8 protein-coding genes are annotated in these 14,527 nt (G+C 63.0%); 7 read left to right on the top strand and 1 reads right to left on the bottom strand.

The window, feature by feature from the left end; genetic code table 11:
- Positions 1-126 precede the first annotated feature (126 nt).
- The 6 genes from recC to C4J89_RS22265 all read left to right on the top strand — a co-directional run bounded on the left by recC (position 127) and on the right by C4J89_RS22265 (position 11,777).
- A complete protein-coding gene (recC, locus tag C4J89_RS22290; protein ID WP_124415602.1) occupies positions 127-3,579 on the top strand; it encodes an exodeoxyribonuclease V subunit gamma in 3,453 nt (1,150 codons plus the stop codon).
- Positions 3,576-7,247, top strand: coding sequence for an exodeoxyribonuclease V subunit beta (gene recB / locus C4J89_RS22285; protein ID WP_124415601.1), 3,672 nt, complete (start codon positions 3,576-3,578; stop codon positions 7,245-7,247). The genes recC and recB overlap by 4 nt, the downstream gene beginning before the upstream one ends.
- Entirely contained in the window at positions 7,244-9,313 is a 2,070-nt protein-coding gene (recD, locus tag C4J89_RS22280) for an exodeoxyribonuclease V subunit alpha (RefSeq protein WP_124415600.1), read from the top strand. Before recB ends, recD begins: the two co-directional genes overlap by 4 nt.
- 142 nt (positions 9,314-9,455) lie before the next feature.
- Positions 9,456-10,022: a YfiR family protein gene (locus C4J89_RS22275; protein WP_124415599.1), complete on the top strand. Its 567-nt coding sequence runs from the start codon at positions 9,456-9,458 to the stop codon at positions 10,020-10,022.
- Entirely contained in the window at positions 10,019-11,281 is a 1,263-nt protein-coding gene (locus C4J89_RS22270; RefSeq protein WP_124415598.1) for a diguanylate cyclase domain-containing protein, read from the top strand. Before C4J89_RS22275 ends, C4J89_RS22270 begins: the two co-directional genes overlap by 4 nt.
- A 4-nt stretch (positions 11,282-11,285) precedes the next feature.
- Positions 11,286-11,777, top strand: a complete 492-nt coding sequence (locus tag C4J89_RS22265) for an OmpA family protein (RefSeq protein ID WP_124415597.1) — start codon at positions 11,286-11,288, stop codon at positions 11,775-11,777.
- A gap of 147 nt (positions 11,778-11,924) precedes the next feature.
- On the opposite strand, the gene C4J89_RS22260 is transcribed toward C4J89_RS22265, so the two are convergent.
- Positions 11,925-12,872 (bottom strand): LysR family transcriptional regulator, encoded by a 948-nt coding sequence (locus tag C4J89_RS22260; RefSeq protein WP_124415596.1) that lies wholly within the window; start codon positions 12,870-12,872, stop codon positions 11,925-11,927.
- A gap of 125 nt (positions 12,873-12,997) precedes the next feature.
- On the opposite strand from C4J89_RS22260, the gene C4J89_RS22255 reads away from it, so the two are divergent.
- Entirely contained in the window at positions 12,998-14,515 is a 1,518-nt protein-coding gene (locus C4J89_RS22255; protein WP_124415595.1) for a CoA-acylating methylmalonate-semialdehyde dehydrogenase, read from the top strand.
- Positions 14,516-14,527 lie beyond the last annotated feature (12 nt).

The raw sequence follows: 14,527 nt of genomic DNA, 5'->3' as shown, positions 1-14,527 counted from the left end.
GAAACCCCATTTGCGAAAGCAGATGGGGTTTTGTTTTGGGCGGTCGAAAAGTGCCAACACGCTCATTGCAGTGGCCTTCAGTGCTAAAGTCCACGCCTCGATTCTTGCTTTCCCAAGGAAACCGTTATGCCGGGTGCGACGTCCCTCAGCGCTGGATTCATGGTGGTTCACGGTAACCGCCTGGACGAGTTGCGCAGCCTGGTAGTCAGCTGGATGCGCCGTTATCCCCTGGCGCCTTTGGAAAACGAAATCGCTCTGGTCCAAAGCAATGGCATCGCCCAATGGCTCAAGCTCGCCTTGGCCGAAGATCCGCAAGAGGACGATATGGGCGGCTGTGGCATTGCAGCGGCAATCGATGTGCAACTGCCCGGCAGCTTCATGTGGCAGCTCTATCGCATGGTCCTGGGTCGTGACGAAATCCCCCCTAAGTCTTTGCTTGATAAGGCACCGCTGACGTGGCGACTCATGCGCCTGCTCCCGCAGCTTATCGACCAACCCCATTTCGAGCCGCTGCAACGCTTCCTGACCCACGACACCGACCTACGCAAGCGCTACCAGCTCGCCGAGCGCCTGGCCGACCTCTTCGACCAATACCAGGTGTATCGTGCCGATTGGCTGGAAGACTGGGCCGCAGGGCGCCATCAGTTACGCAATGGACGCGGCGAATCCAAACCCCTTAACACTGCGAACTGTTGGCAGGCCGAGTTATGGCGCGCGTTGCTGCTCGACGTAGGCGCGCAGGGCATGGCCGAGAGTCGTGCCGGCGTTCATCAGCGTTTTATCGAGCGCATCAACACGCTCGAGCAAGCGCCGCCTGGCCTGCCTTCCCGCGTGATCGTCTTCGGCATTTCATCACTGCCCGCCCAAGCGCTTGAAGCCCTGGCGGGCCTGGCCCGTTTCAGCCAAGTGCTGCTATGCGTGCACAACCCTTGCCGCCATCATTGGTCAGACATCGTGGCCGACAAGGACCTGCTGCGTAACGAATACAAGCGCCAAGCGCGCAAAGCGGGCATGCCAGTCACCATCGACCCACAAACCCTGCACCAACATGCCCATCCGCTGCTCGCCGCCTGGGGCAAGCAGGGCCGTGACTACATCAGCCTGTTGGACAGTTACGACGACCCCAACAGCTACCGCGCCGCCTTCCGTGATGGGCGTATCGACCTGTTCAGCGACAGCCAGCCTACCACGCTGCTCAACCAGCTTCAGGACGATATCCTTGAACTGCGCCCACTCGACGAAACCCGTGAATGCTGGCCTGCAGTCGACCTGAAGCGCGACTCATCCATTCGCTTTCACATTGCCCACAGCGCCCAACGCGAAGTGGAAATTCTCCACGACCAATTGCTTCAACGCTTCAGCGCCGATCCCACCTTGCGCCCTCGGGACATCATCGTCATGGTCCCCGATGTCGACAGCTATGCGCCGCACATTCGCGCGGTTTTCGGCCAACTGGAAAGAAACGACCCACGCTTCATTCCGTTCACCCTGACAGACCAAGGCCAACGCGGTCGTGACCCGCTGCTGATTGCCGTCGAGCACCTGCTCAAGCTCCCCGACAGCCGCTTCCCCGTCAGCGAGATTCTCGACCTGTTGGATGTTCCCGCCCTGCGCGAACGTTTCGCCATCAATGAACGCGACCTGCCGACGCTGCACCGCTGGATTGAAGGCGCGGGTATTCGCTGGGGTCTCAATGCCGAGCAGCGTGCCGGCCTGGGGCTGCCCGAGGCGCTGGAGCAGAACAGTTGGCGATTCGGCCTGCGGCGGATGCTGCTGGGTTACGCCGTCGGCACCGGTGTCGCGTGCGATGGCATCGAGCCCTACGACGAGATCGGTGGGCTCGATGCGGCGCTGATCGGCCCACTGGTCGCCTTGCTCGACGCATTAAACGACGCCCATCAAGCGCTGTCACAACCAGCCCCTCCCCACGAATGGGGCGAGCGTCTGCAACGCTTGATGCAGCAGTTTTTCATGCCCAGCAGCGAGCACGATGACTACCTGTTGGGTCAACTCGAACAGTTAAGAGAAACCTGGCTGGAAACCTGCGAGTCTGTTGGCCTGCAGGACGAGTTACCGCTCACTGTAGTTCGCGAGGCGTGGTTAGCCGGGCTTGACCAAGGCCGCCTGTCCCAGCGCTTCCTCGCGGGTGCGGTCAATTTTTGTACCCTGATGCCCATGCGCGCAATCCCGTTCAAGCTGGTGTGCCTGCTCGGCATGAACGACGGCGACTACCCGCGTGCCCAGCCCCCGCTGGACTTTGACCTGATGGGCAGCGACTACCGGCCCGGCGATCGTTCCCGCCGCGAGGACGACCGCTACCTGCTGCTCGAAGCCCTGCTTTCCGCGCGCGACCAGCTCTATATCAGCTGGGTCGGCCGCAGTATCCGCGACAACAGTGAGCGCCCGGCCTCGGTGCTGATCGGCCAACTGCGCGACCATCTCGCCAGCGGCTGGCATAACGCCGATAGCCAAGAACCCCTGATCGAAGCGATGACCCAGGAACACCCGCTCCAACCGTTCAGCGCCCGCTACTTCCATGAAGGCGACCCGTTGTTCAGTTACGCCCGCGAATGGCAGTTGCTGCACGAAGCGCCGGCCGCAATGGCCCACGACCACGCGCTGGCACCGCACCATCAGGAAGAGCCCCTGAGCCTCGGCCAGTTGCAGGATTTCCTGCGCAATCCGGTAAAGCATTTCTTCAGCCAACGCCTGAAAGTGTTCTTCGAAGCTGCCGAAGTACCACTGGCCGACGAAGAGCCCTTCGTCCTCGACGCGCTGCAACGCTACAGCCTCAGCGACAGTCTGCTGAGCGCCGCACTGGCCCGGCCCGACCAGCTTGATCAGGCCCTCAACGCCCAAGCTTTACGCCTGCAAGGCAGTGGCCTGCTGCCTATGGTCGGTTTCGGCGAATGCCTGCGCAATGAGCTGATCGAGCCGTTGCCGGATCTGTTGCAGCGCTACCAACACCTCCTGGCGCTTTGGCCAACCCCGCACGCCGGCGCGGAACCGATCAGTTTCGAGTACCAAGGCATTCAGCTTGAAGGCTGGATCAGCGGCCTGCATCGACGCAGTGATGGCGGATTGTTAAGCGTGACCACCATTCCCAACAGCATCGGTTCGATCAAGACGCGCAAGTGGCACCGGCTGATTCGCCCCTGGGTCAATCACGTGGTCGCCTGTGCGTGTGGCGTGCCGTTGAGCACCGGGCTGGTGGCCAGTGACGACACCTTGCTGCTGGCCCCACTGGACACCGCCACCGCGCAGCATATCCTCGCCGACCTGCTGCTCGCCTGGCACACCGGCATGAGCAAACCGCTGCCCGTCGCGGTAAAAACCGCCTTTGCCTGGCTCGGCCAGACCGACCCCGCCAAGGCCCACGCTGCTGCCAGCAAAGCCTACGAGGGCGACGGCATCACCACCGACGGTGAGCGCCGTGAAACGCCCGCGCTCACTCGTCAGTTCCCCGACTACGCCACGCTGGTCGCCAGCGAAGAATTCGAAGGTTGGTGCGAAACCCTGTATCGCCCCCTGATCAGCGCCCCCTGGCGTTCACTGTCCAGCGCGGAGGCCGGCGCATGAGTAACAAGCCCTTGGCCCTGGCCTTCCCGCTCAAAGGCAGCCAACTGATCGAAGCCAGCGCCGGCACCGGCAAAACTTTCACGATTTCGGCCCTGTACCTGCGCCTGGTCCTCGGCAACGGTGGTGAGGCGTCCGGCTTCGGCCGCGAACTGCTGCCGCCGCAGATTCTGGTGGTGACCTTCACCGACGCCGCCACCAAGGAGTTGCGTGAACGTATCCGTATCCGCCTGGCCGAAGCGGCGCGGTTCTTCCGTGGCGAAATCGAGCCGCCTGACGCCTTGATCGCCGACCTGCGTAATCAATACCCCGAGGAGCAGTGGCCCGCCTGCGCCAATCGCTTGGACATCGCTGCGCAATGGATGGACGAAGCGGCCGTCTCGACGATCCACAGTTGGTGCCAGCGTATGCTGCGCGAGCACGCCTTCGACAGCGGCAGCCTGTTTACCCAGACCCTGGAGACCGATCACAGCGACCTGCTCGGTGAAGTGCTGCGCGACTACTGGCGCTTGTTCTGCTACCCGATGCACGACGACGCACTCAACTGGGTGCGCAACAACTGGGGTGGCCCGGCCGCGTTGATGCCACGGGTGCGTGCGCTGTTCGGCAGTGAGCGGCCCGCCGAGGACAGCCGCGAGCCGGCCGACATGATCACCGCCTGCCTGCAGGAGCGCCGCGAGGCGTTGACCCGCATCAAGGCGCCTTGGCTGCAATGGGCCGCCGAGCTGCGCGAGCTGTGCCTGCAAGCCGTTGCTGCCAAGGCGGTCGATGGGCGCAAAATGCAGGCGCGTTACTTCGAGCCCTGGTTCGAAAAAATCAGCGCCTGGGCCGCCGACGAAACCCTGGAACAACTGGATATCGGCACCGGCTTTATCCGGCTGACCCCCGACGGCATGGCCGAAGCCTGGAAAGGCGAGCCGCCACGGCATCCCGGCATCGACGCCATGGCCGGCCTTAAAGCCGCCCTTGACGCACTGCCCACCCCGGACGCCGCTGTGTTGCAACACGCCGCCGCCTGGGTGGGCAAGCGCTTCGAAGAAGAGAAGCGGCGCCGCGCCGAAATGGGCTTCGACGACATGCTGATCCGCCTCAACGCCGCGCTCCAGGCCGACGGTGGCGAGCGCCTCGCCAGTGTGATCCGCGAGCAATTCCCGGTGGCCTTGATCGATGAATTCCAAGACACCGACCCCGTGCAATACAGCATCTTCGACAGCATTTACCGCATCGAAGAAAACCACCTGGACAGCGGCCTGTTCCTGATCGGCGACCCCAAACAGGCGATCTACGCCTTCCGCGGCGCGGATATCTACACCTACCTGCGCGCCCGGCAGTCCACCACCGGGCGCCACCACACCCTGGGCACCAACTTCCGCTCCGGCCATGCGATGGTCGAGGCGGTGAACCATGTGTTCCAGCGTGCAGAAACCGGCCGGGGCGCCTTCCTGTTTCGTGAGCCCGACGGCCATAACCCGGTGCCGTTTCACCCGGTGCTGTCCCAGGGCCGCAAGGAACAGCTGCAGGTCGACGGCCAAACGCTGCCGGCGATGAACCTTTGGCACCTGCCCACCGACCAGCCGATTTCCAATGTGCTGTATCGCCAGCAACTGGCCGCCGCCTGCGCCACGCACATCGTCGCGTTGCTCAATGGCGGGCAGCAAGGCAGCGCGGGTTTTTTCAAAGACAACACCTTCAACGGCGTGCTGCCGTCAGATATCGCCATCCTCGTACGAGACGGCAAGGAAGCCCAGGCCGTGCGCGCCGAGTTGGCGGCGCGGGGCGTGCGCAGCGTGTACCTGTCGGATAAAGACTCGGTCTTCGCCGCCCAGGAAGCCCACGACCTGCTGGCCTGGCTCAAGGCCTGCGCCGAACCGGACGTCGAACGCCCGCTGCGCGCGGCCCTGGCCTGTGTCACCTTGAACTTGTCATTGGCGGAGCTGGAGCGTCTGAACCAGGACGAACTGGCGTGGGAAAGCCGCGTGATGCAGTTCCGTGGCTACCGCACGATCTGGCGCACCCAAGGCGTGCTGCCGATGCTGCGCCGCCTGCTGCATGACTTCAAGCTGCCGCAAACCCTGATCGCCCGCAGCGATGGCGAGCGAGTGCTGACCAACCTGTTGCACCTCAGCGAACTGCTGCAACAGGCGGCGTCGGAACTGGACGGCGAGCAAGCGTTGATTCGCCATCTTGCCGAGCACCTGGCGCTGTCGGGTCAGGCCGGTGAAGAGCAGATCCTGCGCCTTGAAAGCGATGAGCAACTGGTCAAGGTGGTGACGATCCACAAATCCAAGGGCCTGGAATACGACCTGGTGTTCCTGCCCTTCATCTGTTCGGCCAAGCCGGTGGACGGCACGCGGTTGCCGCTGCATTACCACGACGAGCAGGGCAAATCCCACGTCAGCCTGCGGCCCACCGCAGAGTTGATCGCCCAGGCCGACGATGAGCGCCTGGCCGAAGACCTGCGCTTGCTGTATGTCGCCCTGACCCGCGCCAAACACGCCTGCTGGCTGGGTATCGCCGACCTCAAGCGCGGCAACAGCAGCAGCTCCGTGCTGCACCTTTCGGCGCTGGGCTATTTGCTCGGCGCCGGTGCACCGCTGGGGGCGTCCGCCGACCTGGCGCGCTGGTTGATGGCGCTGCAGGAAGGCTGCCCGACCATCAGCTATGCCCATGTGCCGCAAGCGCAAGACACTGTGTTTCATCCACCGCGCAACGACGCCACCTTGCTGGCCCCGCTGCTGCCTAAACGCAAGGCCGCAGAAAACTGGTGGATTGCCTCCTACAGCGCCTTGCGCATTGGCGATAGCATGAGCGCCGCCAATCTCGAAGCGCCTGAAAGCCCACAGGCCCAGAAACTCTTCGATGACGAACGCCTTGATCCCGATGCACCACGGGAAGTGGCGGCGTCCGGCGGCGATATTCATCGTTTCCCACGCGGTCCCAATCCAGGCACCTTCCTTCACGGCTTGTTGGAATGGGCCGGTGAAGAAGGCTTCAACCTGAGCCCCGAGGCCATCGAAAAGGCCGTCGGCGCCCGCTGTAACCGCCGCCATTGGGAAGGCTGGATCATCACCCTCAGCGCCTGGCTTGGCCACGTGTTGCAAACGCCGCTGCCTGTGTACGACGCCCGCGTCAGCCTCAGCGCCCTGCAGCAGTACCAGATCGAAATGGAGTTCTGGTTCGCCAGCCATAAAGTCGACGTGCTCGCCCTCGACAAGCTGGTGTGCCAGTACACCCACCACGGCGTCTCCCGCGTGGCGGCCGAACCGGTGTTGCTCAACGGTATGTTCAAGGGCTTTATCGACCTGACCTTCGAGCACGACGGTCGCTATTACGTGGCTGACTACAAATCCAACTGGCTCGGCCCTGACGATTCGGCCTACACCCTGGAAGCCATGGAACAGTCGATCCTCGAGCATCGGTACGACCTGCAATACGTACTTTACCTGCTGGCCCTGCATCGCCAACTCAAGGCGCGCCTGCCCGATTACGACTACGAACGCCACATCGGCGGCGCCCTGTACCTGTTCCTGCGCGGTACGCAATCGGTGAGCCAGGGCGCGTATTTCACCCGGCCACCGCGAGAACTGATCGAAGGGCTGGACCTGTTGTTCCAAGGCAAGCCGATCCCGCCCAAAGCCGAGCCCGCCTGGGAACAAGGAGTGCTGCTATGAGCCTGTCGCCGTTACTGCCGCAAGAGCTGACACCCCTCAGCCGCGCCGCCGACCTGGTGCAATTGCTCGAGCGTTGGGTCGAGCGTGGTTGGCTACGGGCCCTGGACAAAGCCTTCGTCGGCTTCCTGCATGAGCTTGACCCACAAGCCGATCCCTTGGTGTTGCTGGCGGCGGCGTTGACCAGCCACCAATTGGGTCACGGCCATGTGTGCCTCGACCTGTTCGAAACCCTCAAGGCGCCGGACTTTGCCTTGTCGCTGCCGCCTGAAGGCGACCTGCAAACCGGCGCGATGCTGTTGCCGTCGCAATTGCTCGAAGGTTTGGACGGCGCCCCCTGGTGTCATGCCCTGGCTGCCAGCCCCTTGGTCGCGCTGGCCGTCGATGGCAGTGAGTCGGCCCGAAGCCGTCCGTTGGTGCTGTCCGGAAAGCGCCTCTATCTGCGCCGCTATTGGGCGTATGAACGGCGCATCGACAGCGCCTTGCGCCTGCGGCTGGCCAGCCACGAAAGCGTCGCCACCGATTTGCCGCAGCGGCTCAATGGTTTGTTCGATCAACCGGCGCCCGATGGCGTGATCGACTGGCAAAAACTGGCCTGTGCCCTGGCCACCCGTGGCGCGTTCAGCATCGTCACGGGCGGCCCCGGCACCGGCAAGACCACCACCGTGGTGCGCCTGCTCGCGCTGTTGCAGGCGCCGGCCGTGGAAAGCGGCAATCCCTTGCGTATCCGCCTGGCCGCGCCCACCGGTAAAGCCGCTGCCCGTCTCACCGAGTCCATCAGCCAGCAAGTGCTGTCGCTGAAAGTGCCCGACACTGTGCGTGAAAAAATCCCGACCCAGGTCACCACGGTTCACCGCTTGCTGGGCAGTCGCCCGGGTACTCGGCATTTTCGTCATCACGTCGGCAACCCATTGCCGCTGGATGTGCTGGTGGTGGACGAAGCGTCGATGATCGACCTGGAAATGATGGCCAACCTGCTCGACGCCTTGCCACCCCATGCTCGCCTGGTGCTGCTGGGTGACAAGGACCAGCTCGCTTCGGTAGAGGCGGGCGCGGTGCTCGGCGATTTGTGCCGCGACGCCGAGGCCGGTTGGTACAGCCCGGCCACGCGCCAATGGCTGCAAGCGGTCAGCGCTGAAAATCTCGCCGACAGCGGTTTGCAGGAGGACCTCGACGGAACTCATCCCCTGGCCCAGCAGGTGGTGATGCTGCGCTACTCGCGGCGTTTCGGCGAGGGCAGCGGCATCGGCCAACTGGCGCGCTGGGTGAACCAGCAGAACGCTGAGCAAGCGCGCAAGCTGCTGGCCGCGCGCAGTCATGACGACCTGTTCTGCCTCAGCCTCAAGGGCGAGCATGATCATGCCCTTGAGCGCCTGGTACTGGACGGGCAGGGCGCCGGCGCCCAGGGCTATCGCTATTACCTGAACCTGCTGCACTCGGCGCGGCCTGCACTGGACACCCCGCGTGACGACCACGCCTGGACCCACTGGGCGCAACAACTGCTGCAAGCCTTCGACGCGTTCCAGCTGCTCTGCGCGGTGCGCAAAGGCCCGTGGGGCGTCGAAGGCTTGAACCTGCGCATCACCGCCGCCTTGCGCAAGGTGCGGCTGATCGAAGGCGACGAGCAGTGGTATGAAGGCCGTCCGGTGTTGATGACTCGTAACGACTACGGCCTGGGCCTGATGAACGGTGATATCGGCATCGCCTTGAAATTGCCCGAAAGCGACGGCGGGCCCCAGGTGCTGCGCGTGGCTTTCCCGCGCAATGACGGCCAGGGGGGCGTGCGCTTCGTGCTGCCCAGCCGGCTCAACGACGTGGAAACCGTGTATGCCATGACCGTGCACAAATCCCAGGGGTCAGAGTTCACTCACACCGCGCTGATCCTGCCGGACGCGCTGAACCCGGTGCTGACCAAAGAACTCATCTACACCGGTATCACGCGTGCCAAGCGCTGGTTCAGCCTGATCGAACCCCGTGCCGGAGTCTTTGAGGAAGCCGTACGGCGCAGGGTCAAACGCTTGAGCGGGCTGATGCTGGAGTTGGACGCCACGCCCGCAGAAGCTGACTGAGTGGTCATGTAAGATTTCTGATTCAGATGACTGATTTTTCTGAAAAAATAGTCAGCCCCGCGAAAGCCCGTGCGTCGTGGGATTTTCCGCCGCTGTGCTATCGTTGCGGCATTACCTTGAAATTTCTTGAGAGAATTGCTGCATGAACGTGGCTGTCTCGCTCACCGAGCGTAGTTTGAGCTGGAGACGCCTGTTGCGGGTGGCGGTGCTATGCCTGCTCGCCCCGCAGGCATGGGCTCAAACATCCAGCCTGGCTGAACAGCGCGCCCAGGCGGTGACCCAGGTCGTGCTCGGCATCCTCAGTTACGCCCGCTGGCCGGTGGAGCCTGCGCAACTGCGCTTGTGCATCGTCGGGCCTACCCAATACACCGACGACCTGATCAAAGGCACCACCCAGGCGACCGGCCGTCCGGTGACGGTGCGCCGCCTGCTGGCGAGCCATCCCGATATTGTCAGTGCCTGCGACGCCGTTTACATCGGCAAACTCAGCGCTGACGAACGCAGCGCATTGTTTACCTCATTGATAGGCCACCCGGTGCTCAGCATCAGCGAAGGCGGTGACCAATGCACCGTGGGTAGCCTGTTCTGCCTGCGGGTGAGCGATGTGCAAGTGTCGTTCGAGGTGAACCTGGACTCCGTCGCCCGCAGCGGCGTACGCATTCATCCCAGCGTGCTGCAACTGTCGCGCCGTCGAGCGCCGGCGCCATGAAGCCTGCTAAGGCGCGGCCGACCCTGGGTTCGGTCATCGGCCGGGGGCACCTGATTCTGGCGTTGGTGGCGGTGACCCTGGCCAGTGTGTCCCTGACCCTGCTCGGCGTGCTGGCGCTACGCGTGTACGCCGAACATAACCTGCACTTGATCGCCCGCTCGATCAATTACACCGTGGAAGCGGCGGTGGTGTTCGACGACAGTGCCGCAGCCACCGAAGCCCTCAGCCTGATTGCCCAGGCCGAAGAAGTGGCCCAGGCCGAAGTCTTCGATGCAAATGGCAAGCTACTGGCGCAGTGGGTCCGGCCGAACACTGGCATGTTGTCACGGGTTGAGCTTGAGCTGGCGCATGCCTTGCTCGAACAGCCCATCAGCCAACCGATCCTCCATCAAGGGCAAACGGTCGGCAGCATCCACCTGACCGGGCATGGCGGCAGCCTGCTGCGCTTCCTGCTCAGCGGCCTGGCGGGCATTGTGATCTGCACCGCGCTCAGCGCCTGGGTCGCGTTGCACCTGGCGCGGCGCCTGTTGAACGGTATCACCGGGCCGCTGCAAAGCCTCGCCGCCGTGGCCCACGCTGCGCGCAGCGAACGTGACTTCGACCGCCGCGTGCCGCCGGCGCAGATCGCTGAACTCGACAGTCTGGGCAGCGACTTCAACGCCCTGCTTGGCGAGATGGAAGCCTGGCAGAACCACCTGCAAAGCGAAAACGAAACCCTTGCCCACCAGGCCAGCCACGACAGCCTCACCGGCCTGCCCAACCGTGCGTTCTTCGAAGGCCGGTTGATTCGTGCCTTGCGCAGCGCCGCCAAGACCAATGAGCGGGTGGCGGTGCTGTTTCTCGACAGCGATCGTTTCAAAGACATCAACGATAACTTCGGCCACGCCGCCGGCGATGCGGTGCTGATGGCCGTCGCCGAGCGCGTGCGTGCACAACTGCGCGAAGACGACTTGGTGGCCCGGCTGGGCGGCGATGAGTTCGCCGTGCTGCTCGCGCCGCTGCACAAAGCCGAAGATGCACAGCGCATCGCCGACAAGATCATTGCCAGCATGGACGCGCCGATCCCACTGCCCGGCAACACTCAGGTGGTGACCTCCCTCAGTATCGGCATCGCCATTTATCCCGAGCATGGCGCCACGCCCGGCACCCTGCTCAATGCCGCCGACGCGGCGATGTACCAGGCCAAACGGCTGTCCTCGGGCAGCCGGCAAACGGCGGAGTCGGAGCATTCCGTCGTCAATGTCCAACACAGGAGCTGATCCCTTGTTTTCTAACCTACGCGTTCTATTCATCACCTTGCTCGTCGCCTGCCTGGCCCTCGGCGGCTGCCAGACCCCACCGGCCAAAGGCCTGACCCCGGCGCAAGTCACCGTGCTCAAACAGCAGGGTTTCGAGCTGACTGACGAAGGCTGGGCCTTCGGCCTGTCTGGCAAGGTGCTGTTTGGCAGCGACGTCGAAAGCCTCAACAAGCCCAGCACCGACATCGTCGAGCGCATCGGCAAAGCCCTGGTGGGCGCAGGCATCGAACGCGTACGCGTCGACGGCCACACCGACGCGTCGGGCAAAGAGATCTACAACCAGACCTTGTCCCTGCGCCGCGCCAAAAGCGTGGGCGAGGTGCTGACCCGGGTGGGCATGAAAGAACAAAACATCCAACTGCGCGGCCTGGGCAGCAGCGAGCCGGTGGCGGCAAATACAACCACGGCGGGGCGCACCGAGAATCGTCGCGTGTCGATCGTAGTCATCGCGGACTAAAGCATTTCCCTTTTTTCAATCTGAAATGCTTTCCCAATGTGGGAGGGGGCTTGCTCCCGATAGCAGTGTGTCAGCCAATACATCGGGTGACTGACACGCCGCCATCGGGAGCAAGCCCCCTCCCACATTTGCGCTGGTGCGGTGCTATCAATCAGCAAACCGCATCTCCCGCGTTTCCCCCATCAACAACCCCCGATTCTGCTCCGTCACCTCGCGGATGTAGTCCCACAACAACGTAATCCGCTTCAACTTGCGCAAATCTTCCCGGCAATACATCCAGAACTGCCGCGTAATCGCGATCTGCTCCCCCAGCACCGGCAGCAACCGTGGGTCCTGCGCCGCCAGAAAGCACGGCAATATCGCCATCGACCGCCCCTGCTGCGCCGCCACGTACTGGGCGATCACACTGGTGCTGCGCAAACTGGCGCTGGCGCCGGGCACTACATTTGCCAGGTACAGCAGCTCCGAGCTGAACGCCAAATCATCCACATAGCTGATAAACGGATGCTCGGCCAGATCCGCCGGGCGTTGGATCGGCGGGTGTTGGTCGAGGTAGTCCTGGGTTGCGTACAACTGCAGTGTGTAGTCGCACAGTTTGCAGCACACATAGGGCCCGTGTTCCGGGCGTTCCAGAGCGATGACGATGTCGGCTTCGCGCTTGGACAGGCTGATGAAGTGCGGCAGGGGGAGGATGTCGACCGAGATCGCCGGGTAGGTATCGACGAAATGACTCAGTTGCGGGGTGATGAAAAAACTGCCGAAGCCTTCGGTGCAGCCCATGCGCACATGCCCGGACAGCGCCACGCCAGAGCCGGAGACTTGTTCGCAAGCCATGTGCAAGGTGCTTTCGATGGATTCGGCGTAGCCCAGCAAGCGCTGGCCTTCGGCGGTGAGCACAAAACCGTTGGTCCGGGATTTTTCGAACAGCAGGGTGCCGAGTGACACTTCCAATGAACTGATGCGCCGCGACACGGTGGTGTAGTCCACCGCCAGGCGCTTGGCGGCCACGCTGGCCTTGCGGGTGCGGGCCACTTCGAGGAAAAACTTCAGGTCATCCCAGTTCAGGGAGCCCAATGATGTGATGTTTTTTTGCATATTGGACCGGCTTTTATGTGCGTTCTTATTAGAGATTTGCACATCTATACTCCAAAAACAGTCCGAACGCCTCCTTCTTCAAGGCGATTCACTCTCTGCATAACAACAAGATTCCGGAGACCCTCATGAACGCATCTGCCGATATTTCCGTCCAACAGGTCAAGTTGCTGATCAACGGCGAGTGGGTCGAGTCCAAGACCACCGAATGGCAAGACATCGTCAACCCGGCTACCCAGCAGGTGCTGGCCAAAGTCCCGTTCGCCACCGCCGATGAGGTCAACGCCGCCATCGACGCCGCTCATCGCGCCTTCCAGACCTGGAAGCTGACCCCGATCGGCGCGCGCATGCGCATCATGCTCAAGCTGCAAGCCTTGATCCGCGAACACTCCAAGCGCATCGCCGTGGTGCTCAGCGCCGAGCAGGGCAAGACCATTGACGACGCCGAGGGCGATATTTTCCGTGGGCTTGAAGTGGTGGAACACGCCTGTTCCATCGGCACCCTGCAAATGGGTGAATTCGCCGAGAACGTCGCCGGTGGCGTCGACACCTACACCCTGCGCCAGCCCATCGGCGTCTGCGCCGGCATCACGCCGTTCAACTTCCCAGCGATGATTCCGCTATGGATGTTCCCGATGGCCATCGCCTGCGGCAACACCTTTGTACTCAAGCCTTCCGAGCAGGACCCACTGTCGACCATGCTGCTGGTGGAGCTGGCGTTGGAAGCCGGTGTGCCGGCCGGCGTGCTCAACGTAGTGCACGGCGGCAAGGACGTGGTGGATGCGCTGTGCACCCACAAGGATATCAAGGCGGTTTCGTTCGTTGGCTCCACCGCCGTGGGCACGCATGTCTACGACCTGGCCGGTAAACACGGCAAGCGTGTGCAGTCGATGATGGGCGCCAAGAACCACGCGGTGGTGCTGCCGGATGCCAATCGCGAGCACACCCTCAATGCCCTGGTCGGTGCTGGTTTCGGCGCTGCGGGCCAGCGTTGCATGGCCACCTCGGTGGTGGTGCTGGTGGGTGCGGCCAGGCAATGGTTGCCGGATCTCAAGGCGCTGGCGCAGAAACTCAAGGTCAACGCGGGCAGCGAAGCGGGCACCGATGTCGGCCCGGTGATTTCCAAGCGGGCCAAGGCGCGCATCCTGGAACTGATCGAAAGCGGTGTGAAACAAGGCGCGAAGCTGGAGCTGGACGGCCGTGACATCACGGTGCCGGGTTTCGAGCACGGCAATTTTGTCGGCCCGACGCTGTTCTCGGGCGTGACCACCGACATGCGCGTCTACACCGAGGAAATCTTCGGCCCGGTTCTGGTGGTGCTGGAGGTCGATACCCTCGATGAGGCCATTGCGCTGGTCAACGCCAACCCGTTCGGCAATGGCACCGGCTTGTTTACCCAGAGCGGGGCTGCGGCGCGCAAGTTCCAGAGCGAAATCGATGTGGGCCAAGTGGGCATCAATATTCCGATTCCGGTGCCGGTACCGTTCTTCAGCTTCACCGGCTCCCGCGGTTCCAAGCTCGGTGACCTCGGCCCGTACGGCAAGCAAGTGGTGCAGTTCTACACCCAGACCAAAACCGTCACCAGCCGCTGGTTCGACGACGACACGGTCAACGACGGCGTCAACACCACCATCAACCTGCGCTGACTCCGGGAGACG

The sequence above is a fragment of the Pseudomonas sp. R4-35-07 genome, from assembly GCF_003852235.1.
Classification (GTDB): domain Bacteria; phylum Pseudomonadota; class Gammaproteobacteria; order Pseudomonadales; family Pseudomonadaceae; genus Aquipseudomonas.
Note: the sequence above shows the minus strand (reverse complement) of the source record. Positions and strands in the feature narration are given on the sequence as shown.

Coding starts and splice junctions, on each gene's coding strand:
- recC (WP_124415602.1), top strand. CDS start 127: ATGCCGGGTGCGACGTCCCTCAGCGCTGGATTCATGGTGGTTCACGGT.
- recB (WP_124415601.1), top strand. CDS start 3,576: ATGAGTAACAAGCCCTTGGCCCTGGCCTTCCCGCTCAAAGGCAGCCAA.
- recD (WP_124415600.1), top strand. CDS start 7,244: ATGAGCCTGTCGCCGTTACTGCCGCAAGAGCTGACACCCCTCAGCCGC.
- C4J89_RS22275 (WP_124415599.1), top strand. CDS start 9,456: ATGAACGTGGCTGTCTCGCTCACCGAGCGTAGTTTGAGCTGGAGACGC.
- C4J89_RS22270 (WP_124415598.1), top strand. CDS start 10,019: ATGAAGCCTGCTAAGGCGCGGCCGACCCTGGGTTCGGTCATCGGCCGG.
- C4J89_RS22260 (WP_124415596.1), bottom strand. CDS start 12,872: ATGCAAAAAAACATCACATCATTGGGCTCCCTGAACTGGGATGACCTG.
- C4J89_RS22255 (WP_124415595.1), top strand. CDS start 12,998: ATGAACGCATCTGCCGATATTTCCGTCCAACAGGTCAAGTTGCTGATC.